Consider the following 20,218-nt stretch of genomic DNA (forward strand, 5'->3'; position numbering starts at 1 on the left):
TCAGGGTGCGCACGATGACTCGTCGCCCCAGACATCCCGGCACGCCCACCCTAGGGTGGAGCCGCACTAACCTGACGCACGCGGGGGACGCGGTGCGACGACGTGGATGCGAGGCACGACTTGGCCGCTCTTGCCCTTCGGGCACCCAGGCTCAGGCACCGTAGCGAGTGGCGCGCCGCCGTCCAGCCGGTCCGCCCCCGCCGTACGCCGCACGTCGAGGAGGTCGCGGACGCCTACTTGTCCCGGGTGGCCACCGGTGAGCTGGCCACGGTGCACCGCCCGAACAAGTGGTTCTCAGGCGCGGTGTACACCTCGGCTGGGGAGTTGGTGCCCGCCTCGCAGAAGATCCTGGGAGACCCGCGCGGTCTTCGGGTGGCCGCAGACCCGAGCTTCCTCCCGCCTGTCGCGGACGTCCGCCTCGACGGCACGTGGCTCTACGGCGGCACGTGGGCGCCGACCTTCGGGCACTTCCTGGTCGAGACCCTCACGACCCTGTGGCCACGCCTGCCTCAGCAGCCGAGCGGCCTGGTGTTCCATTCGAGCTTCGGTCCCACCAACGTCGAGGGGTGGCACCGGCGGCTGCTCGCCCTGGCCGGGTTCGCCGACCTGTCCGTACATGTCGTGGGCACGGGTGGGCCGGTCGTGGTGGAGCACCTCGTGGTCCCCTCCCGCAGCGTCGCCCTCCAGGCCTGGGTCCATCCAGAGGCCCGGAGTGTGTGGGACACCATCGCCAGTCCGTTCCGCGGCGCCGGGCAGCAGCGCGTCTACGTCTCCCGGACCATGCTCAACGAGCACCGGCGAGCCGTCCGATACCGACGGGAGGTCCGTTCCTCGGCCGAGCACGACCGGGCGCTGGACGAGGTGTTCGCCGCGCGCGGCTTCGACATCCTCTGTCCCGAGACGCTGGACATCGGTGAGCAGCTCGAACGGGTCGCCTCTGCCGAGGTCATCGCTGGGCTCTCGGGATCCGGGCTCCACCACTCCGCCTTCATCCCGCGTGGCGGCCGGGTCGTGGAGCTCGGCGACGGCCGGAACGCGACTCGTCCGGTGCGGATGCAGTGCGCCATCGACGCCGCCTCAGGCCATCAGCGGCGCTTCATCCGGGGCGACGCCGCTCCCGGGGAGGTGAATCACATCCTGGGGAGGTTGGGGCTCACCTGACGTCGTCTCCCCCGCGTATGCGGTCGCACCTGGGCCGCAGGATGGCAAGGCTCGGGGCGGCTCGGGTGTAGCGTGCGAGAGCGGCATCTGCGAGTTCCCACGGCCGGCCTCGGTCCTCGGCATCCTGTAGGAAATCTCCTTCGGCTGGAGCCCGGCATGGCAACCACCTCCCAGCGCGATCCGAATGGCGGCACGACGACGGCAGGGTCCGAGAAGCTGGATCGCACTGTCATCGTCACCGGGCTCGTCATCGTCTCAGGCATGATCATGTCCGTCCTGGACACCACGATCGTGAACGTCGCACTCGACACCTTGAGCTCCGACCTCGACGCGACCTTGAACAAGACGCAGTGGGTCGTGACCGGATACCTGCTCTCGGTCGCGATGGTCATCCCGATCACCGGGTGGGCCATGGACCGCTTCGGGTCGAAGCGGATCTGGATCCTGGCGGTGGGCCTGTTCATGCTCGGCTCCGCCCTGTGCGCGGCCGCGTGGAACATCGAGAGCCTCATCGGGTTCCGGATCCTCCAGGGCCTCGGCGGGGGCATGCTGCTGCCCGCCGGCCAGACCTTGATCGCCCGAGCCGCAGGATCCGACCGGATGGGACGCGCCATGTCCATCCTCGGCGTCCCCATGCTGCTCGGACCGGTGTTCGGTCCGGTGCTCGGCGGCCTGCTCGTGGAGTACGCGAGCTGGCACTGGATCTTCGTGGTCAACGTTCCCGTCGGCATCCTGGCGATCTCGCTGGCGGTGTGGAAGCTGCCCAGCGGCACAGCTCTCGACACCCCCGGGCGACTGGACGTCATCGGGCTGGTCCTGCTCTCGGGCAGTCTCGCCAGCCTCCTCTACGGCTTCTCCGAGGCCAGCTCGCGGGGCGGCTTCGGCGAGTGGGCCGTCCTGGGCTGGTTGGTCGGCGGCGCGACCGGCCTGGTGCTCTACGTCGGCTACAGCCTGTATCGCGGGGCGGACTCCATCATCGACGTGCGCCTGTTCGCCAACCGCGTCTTCGCCAGCAGCACGGTTGCGGTGTTCCTGGTCGCCATCGGCATGTTCGGCGGGATGCTGCTGCTGCCGCTGTACTACCAGACCGTCCGCGGGGAGGGCGCGCTCGACGCCGGGCTGCTGCTCGCCCCCCAGGGCCTCGGGGCGATCGTGGCGGTGCTCCTCACCGGCCGGCTCACCGACCGCATCGGCGCCGGGTACGTCGTCCCCGTGGGAGTCGTGCTCGCCCTGCTGGGCACCTTCCCCTTCACCCAGGTGGGCGTGAACACCTCCTACACGGGGCTCTCCGTCGCCCTGTTCGTACGCGGCATCGGTATCGGCGCCGTCATGATGCCGACCATCTCGTCTGCCTACAGCCGTCTCAGCAAGGAGAATGCCTCCCGAGCGGCCCCGTCCCTGTCGGCCATCCAGCAGGTGGGGGCGTCCCTGGGCAGTGCGGTCCTGGTCACCGTGCTCACCCACCGATTCACCCATGAGCTCGCCTCCCGAGGCCTGCAGTCCGGGGCCAGTGGCACCGGCGGTGGCAGCACCGAGCTCGCCTCGATCCCGCGGGCGGAGCTGCGGGTCGTGGGGCCGCTGCTGGCCGACTCCTACGGCTATGCCTTCTGGGTCGCCTTCGCCCTCACCGCGCTCATCATCATCCCCGCACTGCTGCTCCCGCGGCACCTGCACGGCAAGGACGGGGCGGCCGGAGAGCGGCAGGGCGACCCCGTCGAGGCCGGCGGCCAGGGGCGCTGATCAGGTCCGCTGGGTCGTCCCCGGCTCCGGTACGACGGCAACGAACCGAGGCGCGTGCTCGACCACCGTCTTGGGCACGTTGAGATCCATCATGCTCAGGACCGATCTCCGCTGGTGCGAGCCCACCACCACCATCTCACTCCCGCCCGCAGCGTCCACCAGTGCCTCGTCGGGGATCCCGCGCCGCAGCTCGCACTGGACCTCCACGCCGGGATGACGGGTCCCGAAGCGCTCGGCGAGGGTCACCAGCCGGGCTCGCCGCTCCTCGTGCGCAGTGTCGTCCGCCGGGACGATGCCGGCCGGGTAGCCGTCGAAGACCGTGTGCACCAGGGTCAGCGGCAGGCCCCGCACCACGGCCTGGTGGAACGCCCAGTCGACGGCCACCTCGGAATGCCGACTCAGGTCGGTGCCGACCACCAGCCCGTCGCCGCGGTCCTCGGCGTCGTGCGGACGCCGTACCACCACAGGACAGTGTGCCTGCTGGCTCAACGTGAGTCCCACCGAGCCGAGCACCAGCGTCTTGATCGCCCCCCGGCCCCGGGAGCCGATCACCGTCAGGTAGGCGACCTCCGAGGCATCCAGCAGCGCTGCCCGGGGATCTGCCAGCACCACCCGGGAACGGAGGTCGGGGATCACGTGGGCGGCCGCGACGCGGGCACGCGTCTGGGAGACGAGCTCGTCGCCCTGGGCCTCCATGGCGGCCACCAGAGCCGCGACGTCGACCTCCGGCGGAGTGCTCCACACCCCCGTGGCATGGAGCAGGGTCAAGGGCCGCCCTTCCAGGACCGCCTGTTCCGCCGCCCAATCGATCGCTTGCTCGCTTGCCTGCGAACCGTCGACGCCGACCACTATCGCGCCGTCGGCCTGCTCCAAGAGGTCCATACCGTTCTCCAAGGCCGTCGTGTCGGCGGCGCGGGCAGCGTGCCGTGTGCACCACGATTGCTTCCCGTGGCACCGGCGTGACAGGGGCAAACGTCAGCACGCACCGGGACTTGCGGCGGTGGTGACCACGACCGGGCCCGACCATCCTGGTGACATGACGCCCCAGGACATTCCTCCCGGCGCCGTCCTGGTCGCGGTCGACGGCTCCGAGCATGCCGCACGTGCCGTGACCTGGGGCGCCCGGCAGGCCCACCGCTCCCACCGGACGCTCGTCCTGATGCACGCCACCGGAATCGGGGAGCCCTTCGAGTTTCCCCCGTTCGGCGCCAGCGCGACCGACTACCCACCGAGGGCCGACGACCCGGACCGCGACGACGGCCTGGTCCTCGAGATGGCCGAGGAGAGGGCACGGACGGTGCTGGCGGACAGCCCGATCGTCCGCGTCTCGGTCCGTGACGACCCGCGCCGGGCGCTCGTGGCTGCGTCCTCCCGTGCTGCGCTCCTCGTCCTCGGATCCCGGGGGCGGGGCGTGGTCAGCAGTCTGGTCCTGGGATCGGTCAGCGCGGCAGTCGCCAGGCACGCCGACTGTCCGGTCGCGGTGGTTCGGGGCCACGAGGAGGTCGACTCGCTTACGCGTGTGGTCGTGGGCGTCGACGCGACCGCGGAGTCCAGGACAGCGGTGGAGTACGCCTATCGGTTCGCCTCGCTGCACCGGGTCCCGATCCTGGTGGTGCACTGCTATTGGGACGTCGTCGGCATCCTGGCCGGGGGAAGCGACGCGGCCGCGGACGACCCGGCCGCGACGCAGCTCGAGGTGGAGGTGCGCGAGCTGATCGCCGGTCTGGCCGAGGACTACCCCGACGTCCAGGCTCGCGTGGTCCTGCGGCACGGCCTCGTGGACACCGTGCTGGCCGAGAATGCGTTGCTCGGTGACGTCATCGTCGTGGGACGGCACGAACCGGGGTCCGCCGCCCAGTTCCTGGCGCGCTCGGTGTCGACCGCGGTGCTGGAGCGGGCCCGCTCGACGGTGATCGTGGTGCCGACCGGCACCACGATGTCCTGACGGGTCAGGGCCCAGCTGCCGGGTCGCGCTCCGCTGCCGGGACGTCGTGCCGGTCCCGGCGCACCAGGCTCGCGGCGAGGATGGCCGCAGCCAGCAACCCGGCTACCAGGCCGCTCACCAGCAGGATGCCGACCAGGCCATCCACCACGGGTGCAGTGGCCCCGAGAGCGACCCTGGTCACCACGGGACTGGAAGCGTCGGCGTTCATCACCACCAGCGTCCAGTCGCCCTCGCTCGGCGAACCGGTGATGCTCTGGGTGCCGCCGCCTTCGGACGAGGCCACCCAGAAGCCGGCCTCCCCGGGAGCCGTCCGCGGCGCTCCGCCCTCGACGAACCTCGTCTTCAGGCTGTCGTCCTCGGCCACGTCCGTGACCACCGAGCGCGCAACCCGGTCCAGGTAGGCGCGGACGTCCGTGGTCCGTGCGATGCCGACGAAGACAGAGCCTCCTTGCGATGCGGTGGCCTCCACCTTGAGCTCGCCGAGCAGGTCTCGCAGCCCATCGATCAAGCCGTCGGAATCATCCAGCTCTGCCTTCTCCGAGACGATCGCGTAGCCGGGCGACTGCACCTCGACCTTGGCGGTCGTGAGGTAACCGTCGTCGCGCAGCTCCTCGTCTGCGCTTGCCAGCACCGCACCGGTGAGCAGGGCACCGATCGCGCCGAGCGCCAGCACCGAGCCCACCACGACGCCGATCACGCGTCCCGCACCCCACCGAGGGGAGTGATCCGGCACCGTCCCCGATGCCTGGGGCGAGCTCGGCGCAGCACCTGCCACCCCGGGCGTCTCCGTCTCCAGCGTGGACGCCACGGACCGGCTGGCCGGGTCTGTCCCGCCCTGGTCCAGCCGGAACGGCGGATACTCATCGGTCATGAGGCCCGTGTAGGCACCTACTCTGAGCATCCACCGGTTGATTCCGATCACGAGGTCGAACAGGCCAGGCCGGTAGCGCCCGGTGAACAGCAGCGCGACCGCAACGAAGAACACAAGCAACCCGAGAAGCCCTACGCCGCTCGCAGACTGGACCCCATCGGCATCGCCGTTGGCCGCGACTGTCCACGCAGAGCCGGTGAAGATCCCCAGCACGAGGTAGTGCGGGATCGCCAGCAACCACCACTTCACCAGAGCTAGCCCCCTGGAGAGCCGAGCGGGGTACTCCACGTACAGGTGGGCGGGGTAATCCGCCCGTTCCCAGAGGCTGAAGGGGGGGTAGCGGTCCGTGCCGAGCGCGCTGTAGGCGTAGTAGGAGACTCGCCAGCTCCAACGCATGACCCCCACGTTGAACTCGAAGATGCCCCGCGGATAGCGACCGGTGACCACGATGGCGACCAGCGCCACGATGCTGAGGACGAGGTACGCCGCCCACAGGAACGCGAGCAGGAAGACGTGCGGGAGGACCAGCAGCCACTTCACCAACCACAGCCAGCGGCCCGGCCCAGGATCGAGCGCCGCGTCGACTCGCACTGGATATTGCCCTGGGTTCATGGGGACCTCCGGTCGCCTGATGCGCCTGCCTGCTCAACACCGTGGGTGGCAGCAGGCACACCGGCCAGGGACCAAGGTCACGAACTGGTCGGGACCCCCCTTCGACCCCGTGGCACCTGCCGGTGCGGGGCCGAGCCCGTCACCGCGGGATCGTCTCTGCGCTCCCGCTGCCCGCGTCCGGTCGCCCCTCGGGCATCTTGGTGACGAAGGTCAGCACCACCGCGGCCAGGGCCACCACCCCGATCGTGGTGTACGCGGTGGTGTAGTTCAGGTCGTCCCCGATCAGCGCCGAGGCCACCAGCGGTCCCACCACGCCACCGATGCTCCAGCCGATGAGCATCAGCCCATAGATGGCACCGGCGTTGCTGACCCCGAAGAAGTCCCCGGCCGTGGCCGGCATGGTCCCGAACGCACCGCCGTAGCAGAGGTAGATGACGGCGGCGAGGGCGACGAACAGTGCCGCGTTCTCCGCGTGCGGGATGGCGATCAGGCAGATGCCGGAGAGCCCGAGCATGGCCGCGAACGACTTCATCCGGCCCAGCTTGTCCGACGCCGCTGCCCAGACGACCCGGCCCGCTCCGTTGAAGATGGCCAGGACCCCCACCACGCTGGCAGCGGCCGCCGCTGAGTAACCCGCGATGTCGGACGCGCTGGCTGCGGCCTGGGAGATCAGCGAGATTCCTGCCGCGACGTTCAGGGTGAGGATCGCGGTGAGCAGGTACCACTGCGGGGTCCGCAGGGCCTCCCCCTGGGTGTAGTCGTGGACGGCCGACCTGCCCGACGCCTGGGCCGTCGTCCCCTGCTCCCCCACCGTGTAGCCGGCGGGCGGGTTCTTGAACACCGACGCACCCAGCACCGACATCACCAGGTAGGCGATGCCCAGCGGGATGAAGGCCTTCGTCGGCACGTCGGGGTCCCGGTCGATGAGCCAGTTGGCCACCGGCGAGGTCAGCACCGCGCCGAACCCGAAGCCGCCCACCGCCAGGCCCGTGATGAGGCCCCGCTTGTCCGGGAACCACTTCTGGAGCATCGCGATCGGCACGATGTAGGCCACCCCGAGCCCGAAGCCGCTGATCACCCCGTAGCCCAGGATCACCAGCCAGAACGTGTCGGCGTCTCGGGCGATCCCGGCGATCAGCACCCCGATGCCGTAGATCACCCCGCCCACCATCGCCACGGTGCGAGGCCCGCGCTTGTCCTGGATGCGGCCGCCGATGTAGGTGCCGATGAAGATCATCCCGATGGTGACCTCGAACGGGATCGCCGCTTGGACCGAGCTGAGGTCGAAGGCCGAGGACTCCTGCAGCGCCTTGGAGAAGACGCTCCACGCATAGACCGCACCGATCGAGAACTGCAGGAGCAGTGCCGCGGCGACGAGCAGCCAACGGTTGGTGGTGGGTCCCCCAGGCTGGCCGGAGTCACCGGTCGGGCGCGTTCCGGCTGCACTGGTCATGGCGACACCTCACTGCTCGTAGCGGACGGGTCCCTCACGTTCGAGCCGCTCCCGTTGGGGAACGACCGTGTACTTGGGGTCGCGGGCTGAGACCAGCCCCGCCTCGAACACGCCGAACCGCGTGCACGCGGAGCCTGCCATCAGCGCGACGCCGGACAGCCCCGCCAGCACCCGGCTCCGACCGCCCAGGGCGGTACCGAGCGCCCCCGCCACCGTCAGCAGCTTGGAGGCGCGCATCAGGCGTCCCGCCTTGCCCTCGTGCAGCGGCTCGACGGTGATCCCCATCGAGTGCTCCATCCGTTGCTCGGCGACCAGTTCCAGAAGCGCTCCGCCGACCGCGAGGCGGCGTACCGGGAGCGTCTCGGACACGGGCGCGCCGAGCAGCCCCAGGCCCGCCGAAGCCGCGGCTGCGGACCCGACGAAGACGAAGGGAAGCTCGCGGTAGGCCGCGTGCCAGGACGGCGTCGCGGTGTCGGAGAGCAGGACCGCGGTGTACGCCGCCAAAGGCGGTGCGAACAGCGCCGCCCACAGCCCCGCAGGGCGATCAACGAAGGCGGTGAGGCGAGAGAGCCTGCCCAGCAGGCCCGGCCGGCGACTCGCGGGCAGCATCTCGATCAGCTCCGCGACGCCGGCCAACCCGGCCCCGGGCGCGTACCCGGTGATGATCCAGGTGCCGACCGACATCGGGCTGGTCAGCTTGGCCACCCGCAGCATGTTGACGAAGCGCGAGGGTCTGCCGAGGTCGTGGACCAGCGCCGCCCCGGAGAACGTCAGGGCCGCCAGGGCGCCCAGCCGCCCGGTGCGCCGCAGGTGCGGACGGCCGGTGAGGTCGGCTCCCGCAGCGATCAGTGCGGAGCCTGCGGCCAGACCACCGGTGAAGAGGTACGCCGGGATGTCGGCCTCCCAGGGCGCGGGCTTGACGATGGGCCGCCCGTAGTAGGAGCTGAACTCAGCCTCGGGCACCACCGACTCCACGCCCGGACCGTGCCGTCGCCGGCCGCCGGGCCGCCGGGGCCGGCGGCTACCTGCCGACCCGATCACCGCCGAGGTCTGCTGCTCATCCCGCGGGTCCTCGTTCACCGGCGCCGCCCCACGAACGCCAGCCCCGCACCCGCCAGCAGCGTCACCGCGGCCGCGGTGGCGCGGCGGAACATGTGGGGCAGGTCCGCGGTGGTGACCACCGGGTCGGGGGGGAAGCCGTAGACCTCCGGCTCGTCGAGCAGCAGGAACATCGAGCCGGCGCCACCCACCCCGTCATGCGGGTCGTTCCCGTAGAGGCGGGCATCCATGATGCCGGCCTGGTGCAGCTGCGCCACCCGGGCGCTGGCCCGCTCCCTGAGCTCCTCCACGTCACCGAACTGGATGGACTGGGTGGGGCAGGACTTCGCGCAGGCGGGCGTCTCACCGGCGGTGAGACGGTCGTAGCACAGGGTGCACTTCTGGGCGATCCCGACGTTGCGGTGGCCCTCGGGGCCCCTGCGGCGATCGATGACGCCGTACGGGCAGGCGGGCACGCAGTAGCCGCACCCGTTGCAGATGTCGTCCTGGACCACGACTGTCCCGAACTCGGTGCGGAACAGCGACCCGGTGGGGCACACGTCCAGGCAGGCGGCGTGGGTGCAGTGCTTGCACACGTCGGAGGACATCAGCCAGCGGAAGTCCGGTTTCTCACCGGGGTCCGTTGCCGGATCCCCCTGGTCCGCCACCGCCTCGGCCGCGTCCGTGGGACGCATGGTGGGCATCGGCAGATCGGTGACCTCCGGTGGGCGCATCCCCGGATCCTGGGCGCCCAGCTGCTTGCGCTGCTCGATGAACGCGACGTGGCGCCACTGGTTGGCGTTGAGCGAGTGGCTGTTGTCGTACGACGTCGCCGTCATGTCGAAGTGGGTGGCCGGGACGTCGTTCCACTCCTTGCACGCGACCTCGCAGGCTTTGCAGCCGATGCAGATGCTGGTGTCGGTGAAGAAGCCCTTGCGCGGCGGATGGTCCGCGCTGTAGCCGGCGTTGGCCGTGGGGTTGACCGGGCCGAAGAGGCTGTTCTTGCCGCCGATCATTGGTCGTCTCCGCTCGTTGGATCACTCGGTGCCGATCCGTCGCCGCTGCCGCCGTCAGGGCGGGGGGTCGCGTCCCCGGAGTCCGCGCTCCCGGCTCCCGGACCGGTGGTGACGATCGGTCTCGACAGGTCGTGGTCGACCCCGGCCCTTCGTTGGTAGTCGGCGACCAGGGCGCTCAGGTCGCGGCCGGTCGGCCGGCGTCCCGCCCGAACATCGCAGGTTCCCACCTTGGTCTCCTGGATCAGCACGTTCGGGTCGAGCGAGATGCCGATGAGATCGTTGGCCGAGTCGCCGGTCACAATGCCTCCCTGGCCCCAGTGGTACGGCAGCCACACCTGATGAACCACCCTGTTCTCGACACGCAGCGGTGTCAACCGGTCGGTCACCATCACCCGGGCCTCGATCGCTGCCCGAGCCGTGACGATGGTCGCCCAGCCACCGTTGTCCAGGCCGCGTTCGGCGGCGAGCTCGGGTGATACCTCCACGAACATCTCCGGCTGCAGCTCGGCCAGCCGCGCGACGTACCGGCTCATCCCACCCGCGGTGTGGTGCTCGGTGAGCCTGCTGGTGGTGAAGACGAACGGGAAGACGTCCCCGTGCTCCTCCGGCGGGCTGGGGTTCATCCGGTTCTCGGCCCGGGCATACTCCTTGCGCGCCGGATTGGCCTGCTGTCCGTAGATCGGGTTGGAGAACGGCGACTCGACCGGTTCGTAGTGGGTCGGCATCGGGCCCTCGAGCAACCCCACCGGCACGTAGAGCGCGCCCTTCCCGTCGCCCTGCATGATGAACGGGTCGTCGCCGGAGATGCCGGCAACGCCTTCGTCGTCCGGGCCGGAACGGTAGGACGGAGGCTTGTTCCTCTCGAAGTCCGGGACGTCGTGGCCCGTCCACTCCCCCGCCTCCGCGTCCCACCAGACGTAGGCCTTCCGGTCGCTCCACGGCTTGCCGTCCGGATCGGCGGAGGCACGGTTGTAGAGGGTGCGTCGGTTGGCCGGCCACGCCCATCCCCACTCCGGGGCGACCCACGACTGCTCCGCACCGGGCTTGCGCCGGGCCGCCTGGTTGACCCCGTCCTTGAAGACGCCGGTGTAGATCCAGCAGCCACCGATGGTGGAGCCGTCCGTCTTCATCTCCGTGAACGTGGACAGCGGCCGTCCGGTGGCGACCTCGTATCCGTTGATCTCCTTGAGCACCGCCTCGGCGCTGGGCTCGGCGTGCTCGCCGTGAGTCGGGTAGTCCCAGGCCAGGTCCAGGAGGGGACGGTCGCGCTCGTCCCCGGAGCTCGCCAAGCGCTCCCGGACCATCCTGCCCAGGTGGTAGAAGAACCACAGCTCCGAGCGACAGTCGCCGGGTGCCTCCACCGCCTTCTCCCGCCACTGCAGCATGCGCTGGGTCTGGGTGAAGGTCCCCTCCTTCTCCACGTGGGAGGCCGCGGGCATCAGGAAGACCTCGGTGCCGCACTCCTCCGGCACGATCTCGCCCGTGGCCACCTCCGGGGAGTCCTTCCAGAAGGTGGCGCTCTCGATCTCGAACAGGTCGCGCACCACCAGCCAGTCGAGGTTGGCCATCCCGAGGCGCTGTGCCTTGCCGTGCGCCGAGCCCACTGCCGGGTTCTGCCCCAGCAGGAAGTAGCCCTTCACCTTGCCGTCGATCATGTCCAGCACCGTGCGGTAGGTGCCGTGGTCGCCGGAGATCCTCGGCATGTGGTCGAAGCAGAAGTCGTTCTCCGGCGTGGCCGCGTCACCCCAGTAGGCCTTGAGCAGGCTGATCGCGTACGCCGGTGAGTTGGCCCAGAAGCCCTTGGCGCCGGGCTGTCGGACCGCGTCGACCCACTTGTCCAAGGAGGTGTGCTCCTGGGCGTTGGGCATCGGCAGGTAGCCGGGCAGCAGGTTGAACAGCGTCGGGATGTCCGTCGAGCCCTGGATGCTGGCGTGACCGCGCAGCGCCATGATGCCGCCCCCCGGGCGTCCGATGTTGCCCAGCAGCAGCTGCAGGATCGCCCCGGTGCGGATGTACTGGACCCCGACCGAGTGCTGGGTCCACCCCACGCTGTAGACCAGCGCCGTGGTCCGGTCCCGGCCGGAGTTCTCCACCCAGGCCCGACAGACCTCGAGGAAGGCCTCCTCGGAGACTCCGCAGGTGCTGGACACCAGCTCGGGGGTGTAGCGGGAGTAGTGCCTCTTGAGGATCTGGTAGACGCAGTTGGGGTCCTGGAGCGTCTCGTCGCGCGGCGGGTGGCCGGAGACCTGGATGCCGTGGGTCTCGTGCTGCATCGCGCTCGCGGTCTCGCGCTGCATCGCCTCGTCGTCGTCCGCGGAGTCACCCTCCTGCGTCGCGTACTGCCACGACTGGGTGTCATAGGTGCGGGTCTCGGGATCGAAGCCGGAGAAGAGCCCGTCAAGGTCCTCGGTGTCGCGGAAGTCCTCGCTCACGATGGTGGCGGCGTTGGTGTAGGCGACCACGTAGTCCCGGAAGTCGAGCCCGTTGCTCAACACGTAGTTGACGATCCCGCCCAGAAAAGCGATGTCGCTCCCCACGCGCAGCGGCACGAAGGTGTCGGCCAGGGCGCTGGTCCGGGTGAACCGGGGGTCGACGTGGATGACCTTGGCGCCCCGCGCCTTGGCCTCGACGACCCACTGGAAGCCCACCGGGTGCGCCTCGGCCATGTTGGAACCCTGGATGATGATGCAGTCAGAGTTCGCGAGGTCCTGCAGGAACCCGGTGGCGCCGCCGCGCCCGAAGCTGGTCCCCAGACCGGGGACGGTGGCGGAGTGTCAAATACGCGCCTGGTTCTCGATCTGGATGGCGCCCATCGCGGTGAAGAGCTTCTTGATGAGGTAGTTCTCCTCGTTGTCCAGCGTGGCTCCGCCCAGGCTGGCGATCCCCATGGTGCGGCGGACCCGGCGGTCCTGCTCGTCGAACTCCTGCCAGTAGTCGCGGCGGGTCTTCACGACCCGGTCCGCGATCATCTCCATGGCGGTCTCGAGCTCCAGGTCCTCCCACTCGGTGCCGTAGGGGCGTCGGTAGCGGATCTTGGTCTGGCGCAGCGAGCTGGTCACGAGGTTCTTGCTCGCGGCCCCCTTGGGACAGAGCCGACCGCGGGAGATGGGGCTGTCGGGATCACCCTCGATCTGGGTGACCTCGCCGTCCTTGGTGAACACCAGCTGACCGCAGCCGACCGCGCAGTAGGGGCACACGCTGCGGGCGACGCTGTCGGCCGTGGTGGTGCGGGAGGTGGTCTCCTCGGTGCGCCGCGAACGCACGGAACTGCCACGCCCCAGCACGTCGTCGCCCCGCAGCTGCCGCAGTACCGGCCAGTTCAAGAACGTCTTCGCCATCTCGTCACCTCCGCTCAGGACGCCGACCTAACCCAGTGTGCATGCTTCATGCCCGGATCACCACCGTCGCTTCGCCCGAATCCCGGGCGCCGCGCGCCACGAACTCGCCCACCACCGGGTGGCCGGGCAGCTCGCCGGCGACCAGCAGGCCGCCGGAGGTCTGGGCGTCGGCGAGCAGGACCAGCTCGTCCTCGGACACGTGGGCCTGCAGGTGCGGGCGCACCCACTCGAGGTTGCGGCGACTCCCCCCGGGCACGTAGCCCTCGGCGTACGAGGCGCGGACGCCGTCCAGGTAGGGAACCGCCGCGCTGTCGATGACCGCGGTGACCCCGCTGGCACGCGCCATCTTGTACAGGTGGCCCAGCAGGCCGAACCCGGTCACGTCGGTGGCGGCGCGCACGCCCGCCGCGAGCGCGGCCCGGGAGGCGTCCCGGTTCAGGGTGGTCATGGTCGCCACCGCCTCCTCGAACTGCTCCCCCGTGGCCTTGTGCCGGTTGTTGAGCACTCCGAGCCCCAGAGGCTTGGTCAGGGTGATCGGCGTGCCCGCCACGGCGGCGTCGTTGCGCAGCAGCCGGTCGGGATCCCCCAGGCCGCTGACCGCCAGGCCGTACTTGGGCTCCGGGTCGTCGATGCTGTGCCCGCCCGCGAGGTGGCACCCGGCCTCGACGCAGACGTCGGCGCCGCCGCGGAGCACCTCACGAGCAAGCTCGAACGGCACCTTGTCCCGGGGCCACGCCAGCAGATTCACCGCGAGCACGGGCTCGCCACCCATGGCATAGATGTCCGAGAGCGCGTTGGCTGCCGCGATCCGGCCCCAGTCGTAGGGGTCGTCCACCACGGGGGTGAAGAAGTCGGCGGTGGCGATGAGGGCCTGCCCGCCGGCGATTCGCACCGCTGCCCCGTCGTCGCCGTTCTCCAGCCCGACCAGCAGGTCGCCCCCGGAGGCTCGGGCCCCGGGCAGGTCTGCCAGCACCCTCTCCAGCTCGCCGGGTGGGACCTTGCAGGCACAGCCACCGCCTGCGGCGAACTGGGTCAGCCGGACGGTGGGAGCAGCGGTCATGGGACGACCCTAGAGACCGCTGGGGGGCACCTGTCTAGAGTGTTGACGACGTTGCGGGGAGGCGTTTCTCGTCTGGTGACGGGCACGGTCCTCAAAACCGTTGTGAGCGAGCATCTCGGTCAGGCGGGTTCGATTCCCGTCCGCCTCCGCCAACGTCGACGCTCCAGCCGAGCTCGGGAGGCCCAGATGGTGGATCCGCCAGGCAGCGACGTACGCCGGGCGGTGCCCCGCACCGACGTGGTGCTGGCCGATCCGGGGCTGGCCGAGGCGATCCAGCGTCTCGGCCCCGCGCTGGTCAAGCAGGCGGTCCAGCGGGCTCAGCACCGCTGCCGGACGGGCGAGGTGGCCCCGGAGTCGGTGGCGGCCGCGGCGCGCGAGGAGCTGCCCCGATCCGGGACCGCGATGCGCCGCGTGCTCAACGCCACCGGGGTGGTGGTGCACACCAACCTCGGCCGGGCCCCCCTCTCCGCGGCCGCCGTCGAGGCGCTGGCGGTCGCCGCTGGCGCCACCGACGTGGAGCTGGACCTGGCCAGCGGCCGACGAGGACGCCGGGGCCGCTCCGCGCTGGACGCGCTCGCCGCCGCCGTGCCGGAGGCCGGCGGGGTGCACGTGGTCAACAACGGGGCCGCCGCGCTGGCCCTGGTGGCCTGTGCGCTCGCCGGGCCGGGGCGGCCCGACGCCCGCGACCCCGTGGCACAGCGGCGCACGGAGGTGGTGATCGCCCGGGGCGAGCTGGTCGAGATCGGCGACGGGTTCCGCATCCCCGAGCTCCTGGAGTCGGTGGGGGCTACGCTCCGCGAGGTCGGCACCACCAACCGGGTCCACCTGGCCGACTACGCCGGGGCCGTGGGTGAGCGGACCGCCTTCGTGCTCAAGGTCCATCCCTCCAACTTCGTGGTCTCCGGGTTCACCTCCTCCGTCGGTCTCGCCGAGCTCGCCACCCTGGACGCGCCGCTGGTGGTCGACATCGGCTCGGGGCTGCTCGCCCCGCACCCGCGGCTGCCCCAGGAGCCGAGCGCGGCAGCCGCGCTGCGGGCCGGGGCCGACCTGGTGACGGCCTCGGGCGACAAGCTGCTGGGCGGTCCCCAGTGTGGCTTGATGCTCGGGGACGCCGAGCTCGTCGAGCGGTTGCGCCGTCACCCCTTCGCCCGTGCGCTGCGGGTCGACAAGCTCACCCTTGCCGCCCTGGAAGCGACGCTCACCGGCCCCGTGTCACCCGTCGCGGCCGCGCTCGCCGCCTCGCCCGAGGAGCTGTGCCAACGCGCGGAGCAGATCTGCAACGCGGTGGCCGACGTGGTCGAGGCGGAGGTGGTGATCAGCGAGGCTGCCGTCGGGGGTGGCGGCGCCCCCGGCGTCCGCCTCCCCAGCGCCGCGGTGGCGCTGCCGGTGCACCTGGCCGGGCCGCTGCGGGTCGACCCCGTGCTGCCGATCGTGGGCCGGGTGGAGAGGGGTGCCCTGCTCCTCGACCTGGTCGCCGTGGACCCCGCCGAGGACGAGGCGCTCGTCGCGGCACTGCGACGCGTGGTCGCGGCGGACTGAGCGGTGTACGTCGTCGCCACCGCGGGGCACGTCGACCACGGCAAGTCCACCCTGGTCGACGCGTTGACCGGCATGCAGTCCGACCGGCTGGAGGAGGAGCGCCGCCGGGGGCTCTCCATCGAGCTGGGATTCGTCTGGACGAACCTGCCCGATGTCGGGGAGGTGGCCTTCGTGGACGTCCCCGGCCACGAGCGGTTCATCACCACCATGCTGGCCGGGATCGGCCCGGTTCCCGCGGTGCTGTTCGTGGTGGCCGCGGACGACCCGTGGATGCCCCAGGCTGCGGAGCACCTCGCCGCCCTCGACGCGCTCGGCGTCCGGCACGCCCTGGTGGCGGTGACCCGGTGCGACCTCGCCGACCCTGCCGGGGCCGTGTCCCGTGCGTCCGCCGAGGTCGAGCGCACCTCGATGCGCGGCGCCCCCGTGGTCGCCGTCTCCGCGCGCACCGGGGCCGGGCTCGACCAGCTCCGGTCCCACCTGGCCGCCATGGTCGGCGCGCTCCCCCAGCCCGACCCGGACGCCGACGTGCGGTTCTGGGTGGACCGTCGCTTCACCGTGCGCGGCGCGGGCACCGTGGTCACCGGCACCCTCCCGGCCGGCCGGATCGCCCGCGGTGACGAGCTCGCGCTGGGCGGTGTCCGGCTGCGGGTGCGCGGCGTGCAGTCGCTGGGGCGACCGGTCGAAGCGGCTACCGGGGTCTCCCGCGTGGCGCTCAACCTCGCCGGTGACGGCGTCGCGCGGGTGGACCGGGGCAGCGTGCTGGTGACCCCGGACGCCTACCACCACACGAAGGTGCTGGACGTCCGGCTGCACGGCGGGCACCAGCGGGGGGACCGGCTGCCCGGGCACCTGCAGCTGCACGTCGGGGCAACGGACGTGCAGGCCCAGGTCCGCCCCCTGGCGGCCGACCTCGACCCCGACCTGGTCCGCCTCAACCTCGAGCGCCCGCTGCCGGTGCGGGTCGGTGACCGGGCACTCCTGCGGGACCCCGGAACCAGAACGGTCTGGGGTGTCCACGTGCTCGATCCCGCCCCTCCCCCGCTGGGGCGCCGTGGCGCCGGTCGCGTGCGGGCCCGGCAGCTGGCCGACGTGACCGGCACCCCGGACGTAGCCTCGGAGATCGCCCGGCGCGGCCTGGTGGACGACCGGACACTCCGCCGGATCGGCGTACCGGCGGGCGAGCCGCCGTCTGGCGCGGTGCGCGCTGGCGGGTGGTGGCTCAGCGCCGAGCGTGCCGAACGGGCCGCCCGTGAGACGGCCCGGATAGTCGCCGAGCACGACGCCGCGCAGCCGCTGGACCCCGGGCTGCCGCTCACCGTGCTAGCCGATCGCCTGGGCCTGCCGTCGGCGGAGCTGGTGTCAGCCGTCGTCGCAGCGCCGCTGCGGGTGGCGGGCGGGCGGGTTCGGGCACCAGCCTCCGCCGCCTCTCTGCCGCCCGAGCTGGAGCGTGCCGTGGCCGTCCTGGAGCAGGACCTCGCGGGTTCCCCGTTCGCCGCACCGACCGCGGAGCGGCTGGCCGAGCTGGGCCTCGACGTACGCCGGATCGCCGTCGCAGCCAAGGCCGGACGGGTGCTGCGGGTCGCGCCCGGGATCGTCCTCCTGCCGGGCGCCGAGCAGCAGGCGGTGGACCTGCTGTCCGGCCTGCCCCAGCCCTTCACCACCAGCGAGGCGCGGCAGTGCCTGGCCACCACGCGCCGGGTCGCCCTGCCGCTGCTCGACGCCCTGGACCGGCGGGGGCTCACCCGCCGGCTGCCCGACGACCGGCGCGAGCTCTGCTGAGCAGGGCCTCAGTCGGAGGCGTCGCTGGCCCGTGCGGGGTCCGCCCCGGAGACCACGTCACGCGACTCGTCGTGGCTGCCGTGCCAGTCCAGCACCAGCACCGTGGCGTCATCCTCCAACGCGTGCCCCGCTGCCACGAGTGCACTGTCTGCGAGCGCCCGCACGACCTCGCGCGGATGGAGGTCGCCGGTCTCCCGGATCGCCCCGGCGAGGTCGATCCCGGCCACGTTGCGCTCCAGCATGCCGTCGGTGACGAAGACGAGCCGGTCTCCCGGCTCGAGGTTCAGCGTGGTGCTGCCGTAGGTGCTCTCGGTGAACAGGCCGAAAGGCAGGTCCACGCCGAGCTCCAGCGGCACGACCGCCGAGTCGCGCAGGAGGAAGGGCAGGACGTGACCGGCGTTGACCAGCTCCAGGACGCCCGTCCTGAGCTCGAGTCGGCCCATCACGCCGGTGACGAAGTCATCGCCGTCGTGACTGGCCGCGTGGACGGACAGGGCGACGTTGGTCGCGGCCGCCTGGTCCAGGAGCGAAAGGCCGCGTCGGCGCGCGCCCCTCATTCCCCCGAGGCAGACGCTCGCCGTGAGGGCGGCGTTGACTCCATGGCCCATCGCGTCGGTCAGCGAGAGCTGCAGGGAGTCGCGGGCCAGGCTGTAGTCGAAGGTGTCCCCGCCGATGCTGGCCGCCGGCTCGAGCCACCCCGCGAGGGTGAACGCTGCTGCCTCGCAGGTCCGAGCCTCGGGCAGCAGGCGCTGCTGGATCTCGGCGGACAGGCTGAACTCGCGGCTGCGCTGTCCCCACTCGAACAGATCGGTGTGCCGCCGGTTGGCGATCACCACGAACGCCAGCAGGTGGGCCACCTGGGTGATCTCGGTGACGACGGCGTCGTCGGGTTCGACGGGGAGGACCATCTCCAGCAGTCCGATCGACTCTCCGCGTTCGGTCACCGGCGCCAGCACCCGCCAGGTGTCGAGGGCGAATCCGCCCACGCCGTCCGACGGCACCACCTGGACCTGCTGGGTGCGCACGGTCTGCTCCTCCAGCCCGCCGTCGAACGGCACCACGGTCGCCGACTCCTCCTCGTCACGACGCTCACCCGTGACAGGCCCGTCGGGCTGGGAGGCAGTGCTGGGCACCAAGGGCACGTGGGCCAGCCGGACCAGGGCTCGCCCGGACATGTCGGTGACGAGGAACGACACCGCGGAAGCGCCGAAGGCGAGGCCGAGCTCGCGGGCCACCTGTTCGACTGCCTCGACCGGCGAGGCGGCCTCCGCGGCCTCCAGGAAACGTCTGACGTCGGTGAGCCTGTGACGTTCCATTCGCGGAGCATAACGGTACGAGGTGAGGCATCCTGTGGCGGTGGAGGACGACGGTGGCCGCCAGCGCGGCGTCCAGATGCGGTACGTCGGGGTCGGGCGCCTCGGGTCGACCGGGTCCGGCGCGCTGGGGGCGGCGGCAGGCGCGGCCCTGTTCGGGGCCCTGCTGGTGGGGCTCCTGGTGCTGGCCGACCTGCCCAGCGTCGTCCCCCTCGGGTACGCCGTGCTCAGCGCGGTGGCCTTCGGGATGTACGGCGCCGACAAGGCGGCGGCTCAGCAGGGCAGGCGACGCACCCCGGAGTCCACACTGCACCTGATCGGGCTGGCGGGCGGATGGCCGGGTGCGCTGATCGCGCGGCAGCTCTTCCGGCACAAGACGGTCAAGCAGCCGTTCAGCACGATCTTCTGGGGCACGGCCGCCATCAACTGCGGGGCACTCGCCTGCTTCTGGATGGTCCCGACCCTCAGCTCCTTGCTCGCTGCGTGACGGCGATGCACCCCAGGACCACCACGCCCGTCACCGGGACCGATGCCGGGAGGTGCTCGCCGAGCAGCAGGACGGCCCACACCACGGTGAACAGGGGCTGGGCCAGCTGCAGCTGGCTGGCCCGGGCGACCCCGATCAGGCCCATGCCTCGGTACCACACGACGAAGCCGAGGAACTGGGACACCGCTCCCACGTAGAGCATCCCGCCGAGTGCGGTCCCGGTGAGGTGCACGGGCTCGTGCTGCACGGCGAGCAACGCGATCGCGGCGTTCACCGGCACCGCGAGGACCACAGCCCAGGCAATGACCTGCCAGCTCGGCAGGTGGCCCGCGAGACGGCCCCCTTCGGCGTAGCCGGCCGCACACAGCGCCAGCGCTGCGAACAGGAGCAGATCCGCACTACTCGGGGTCCCCTGGTTCTGGCACAGGGTGAACAGGACCACCGCCGTCGCCCCGGTGCCGGCCGCCCCCCAGAACACGGCCGAGTGTCGCTGTCCGGTGCGCCAGGAAGAGATGGCAGCGGTGGCGACGGGCAAGCATCCGATGACGACCGCGGAGTGCGCCGTGGTGGAGGTCTGGAGCGCCAGGGTGGTGAGCAGCGGGAAGCCCACAGCGCATCCCAGCGCCACCACGACCAGGCCCGGCCAGTCCACGCGGCTCGGGCGGGACGCGCGCATCCCGACGAGTGCGCCACCCGCCAGCAACCCGGCCAGCAGGCCCCGTCCGCCGGTCGTCGTCCAGGGCCCGAGGCCGTCGAGCGCCCACACCGTGGCGGGGAAGCTGAAGGAGAAGGCCAGCACGCCCAGTCCGGCCAGCCACACGCCCGAGAACGTGGATGGCGGCACAAGGCGACCGGCGATAGCGCTA

General features: G+C 71.5%; 15 protein-coding genes and 1 tRNA gene. 7 read left to right on the forward strand and 9 right to left on the reverse strand.

The features are described from left to right. Window positions 1-120 precede the first annotated feature (120 nt). Together C5H89_RS08025 and C5H89_RS08030 are read left to right on the forward strand one after the other, a co-directional pair. Entirely contained in the window at window positions 121-1,161 is a 1,041-nt protein-coding gene (locus tag C5H89_RS08025) for a glycosyltransferase 61 family protein (RefSeq protein WP_162799283.1), read from the forward strand. 156 nt (window positions 1,162-1,317) lie between these two features. Then, window positions 1,318-2,901 (forward strand): MDR family MFS transporter, encoded by a 1,584-nt coding sequence (locus C5H89_RS08030; RefSeq protein WP_104106489.1) that lies wholly within the window; start codon window positions 1,318-1,320, stop codon window positions 2,899-2,901. Here the strand turns inward: C5H89_RS08030 and C5H89_RS08035 are convergent, their stop codons facing one another. Continuing rightward, the gene (locus C5H89_RS08035; protein WP_104106490.1) at window positions 2,902-3,783 is read right to left on the reverse strand and encodes a universal stress protein; all 882 of its coding nucleotides are present in this window, start codon (window positions 3,781-3,783) and stop codon (window positions 2,902-2,904) included. Window positions 3,784-3,937: 154 nt separating this feature from the next. Here C5H89_RS08035 and C5H89_RS08040 point away from each other — a divergent pair, with 154 nt between their 5' ends. Then, window positions 3,938-4,846 (forward strand): universal stress protein, encoded by a 909-nt coding sequence (locus tag C5H89_RS08040; RefSeq protein ID WP_104106491.1) that lies wholly within the window; start codon window positions 3,938-3,940, stop codon window positions 4,844-4,846. Window positions 4,847-4,850: 4 nt separating this feature from the next. On the opposite strand, the gene C5H89_RS08045 is transcribed toward C5H89_RS08040, so the two are convergent. The 6 genes from C5H89_RS08045 to selD form a co-directional block, all read right to left on the reverse strand. Continuing rightward, a complete protein-coding gene (locus C5H89_RS08045) occupies window positions 4,851-6,257 on the reverse strand; it encodes a DUF4389 domain-containing protein (RefSeq protein ID WP_240181765.1) in 1,407 nt (468 codons plus the stop codon). 211 nt (window positions 6,258-6,468) lie between these two features. Further along, the gene (locus C5H89_RS08050; protein ID WP_104106493.1) at window positions 6,469-7,782 is read right to left on the reverse strand and encodes an OFA family MFS transporter; all 1,314 of its coding nucleotides are present in this window, start codon (window positions 7,780-7,782) and stop codon (window positions 6,469-6,471) included. Between the two features lie 9 nt (window positions 7,783-7,791). Beyond that, on the reverse strand, window positions 7,792-8,862 hold the full coding sequence (gene nrfD / locus C5H89_RS08055) for an NrfD/PsrC family molybdoenzyme membrane anchor subunit (RefSeq protein ID WP_205304922.1): 1,071 nt from the start codon (window positions 8,860-8,862) through the stop codon (window positions 7,792-7,794). Further along, window positions 8,859-9,836 (reverse strand): 4Fe-4S dicluster domain-containing protein, encoded by a 978-nt coding sequence (locus C5H89_RS08060; protein ID WP_104106494.1) that lies wholly within the window; start codon window positions 9,834-9,836, stop codon window positions 8,859-8,861. Before C5H89_RS08060 ends, nrfD begins: the two co-directional genes overlap by 4 nt. After that, window positions 9,833-13,174, reverse strand: a complete 3,342-nt coding sequence (gene fdh, locus C5H89_RS08065) for a formate dehydrogenase (protein WP_275887110.1) — start codon at window positions 13,172-13,174, stop codon at window positions 9,833-9,835. Before fdh ends, C5H89_RS08060 begins: the two co-directional genes overlap by 4 nt. 46 nt (window positions 13,175-13,220) lie before the next feature. Then, window positions 13,221-14,234 carry a selenide, water dikinase SelD gene (gene selD / locus C5H89_RS08075; protein WP_104106497.1) on the reverse strand — a complete coding sequence of 338 codons (1,014 nt, stop codon included), beginning with the start codon at window positions 14,232-14,234 and terminating at the stop codon, window positions 13,221-13,223. 57 nt (window positions 14,235-14,291) lie between these two features. On the opposite strand from selD, the gene C5H89_RS18905 reads away from it, so the two are divergent. The 3 genes from C5H89_RS18905 (at window position 14,292) to selB (ending at window position 17,552) form a co-directional block, all read left to right on the forward strand. Next, window positions 14,292-14,386, forward strand: a tRNA-Sec gene (locus tag C5H89_RS18905). Window positions 14,387-14,420: 34 nt separating this feature from the next. After that, window positions 14,421-15,773, forward strand: a complete 1,353-nt coding sequence (selA, locus tag C5H89_RS08080) for an L-seryl-tRNA(Sec) selenium transferase (RefSeq protein WP_104106498.1) — start codon at window positions 14,421-14,423, stop codon at window positions 15,771-15,773. A 3-nt stretch (window positions 15,774-15,776) separates the two neighbouring features. After that, complete coding sequence (gene selB / locus C5H89_RS08085; protein WP_104106499.1) at window positions 15,777-17,552, forward strand: selenocysteine-specific translation elongation factor; 1,776 nt, start codon at window positions 15,777-15,779, stop codon at window positions 17,550-17,552. 8 nt (window positions 17,553-17,560) lie between these two features. Here the strand turns inward: selB and C5H89_RS08090 are convergent, their stop codons facing one another. After that, window positions 17,561-18,868: a PP2C family protein-serine/threonine phosphatase gene (locus C5H89_RS08090; RefSeq protein ID WP_104106500.1), complete on the reverse strand. Its 1,308-nt coding sequence runs from the start codon at window positions 18,866-18,868 to the stop codon at window positions 17,561-17,563. Window positions 18,869-18,890: 22 nt separating this feature from the next. Here C5H89_RS08090 and C5H89_RS08095 point away from each other — a divergent pair, with 22 nt between their 5' ends. Further along, window positions 18,891-19,352, forward strand: coding sequence for a DUF1294 domain-containing protein (locus C5H89_RS08095; protein ID WP_205304924.1), 462 nt, complete (start codon window positions 18,891-18,893; stop codon window positions 19,350-19,352). Here C5H89_RS08095 and C5H89_RS08100 read toward each other — a convergent pair. After that, the gene (locus C5H89_RS08100) at window positions 19,330-20,172 is read right to left on the reverse strand and encodes a DMT family transporter (protein WP_240181766.1); all 843 of its coding nucleotides are present in this window, start codon (window positions 20,170-20,172) and stop codon (window positions 19,330-19,332) included. The genes C5H89_RS08095 and C5H89_RS08100 overlap by 23 nt on opposite strands. Window positions 20,173-20,218 lie beyond the last annotated feature (46 nt).

Source organism: Nocardioides sp. 616 (assembly GCF_002930065.1).
GTDB lineage: Bacteria > Actinomycetota > Actinomycetes > Propionibacteriales > Nocardioidaceae > Nocardioides > Nocardioides houyundeii.

Bases quoted from the DNA above. Each gene is read 5' to 3' on its own strand.
- C5H89_RS08030 (WP_104106489.1), top strand. From the start codon at position 1,318: ATGGCAACCACCTCCCAGCGCGATCCGAATGGCGGCACGACGACGGCA.
- C5H89_RS08035 (WP_104106490.1), bottom strand. From the start codon at position 3,783: ATGGACCTCTTGGAGCAGGCCGACGGCGCGATAGTGGTCGGCGTCGAC.
- C5H89_RS08040 (WP_104106491.1), top strand. From the start codon at position 3,938: ATGACGCCCCAGGACATTCCTCCCGGCGCCGTCCTGGTCGCGGTCGAC.
- C5H89_RS08050 (WP_104106493.1), bottom strand. From the start codon at position 7,782: ATGACCAGTGCAGCCGGAACGCGCCCGACCGGTGACTCCGGCCAGCCT.
- C5H89_RS08060 (WP_104106494.1), bottom strand. From the start codon at position 9,836: ATGATCGGCGGCAAGAACAGCCTCTTCGGCCCGGTCAACCCCACGGCC.
- selD (WP_104106497.1), bottom strand. From the start codon at position 14,234: ATGACCGCTGCTCCCACCGTCCGGCTGACCCAGTTCGCCGCAGGCGGT.
- selA (WP_104106498.1), top strand. From the start codon at position 14,421: ATGGTGGATCCGCCAGGCAGCGACGTACGCCGGGCGGTGCCCCGCACC.
- C5H89_RS08090 (WP_104106500.1), bottom strand. From the start codon at position 18,868: ATGGAACGTCACAGGCTCACCGACGTCAGACGTTTCCTGGAGGCCGCG.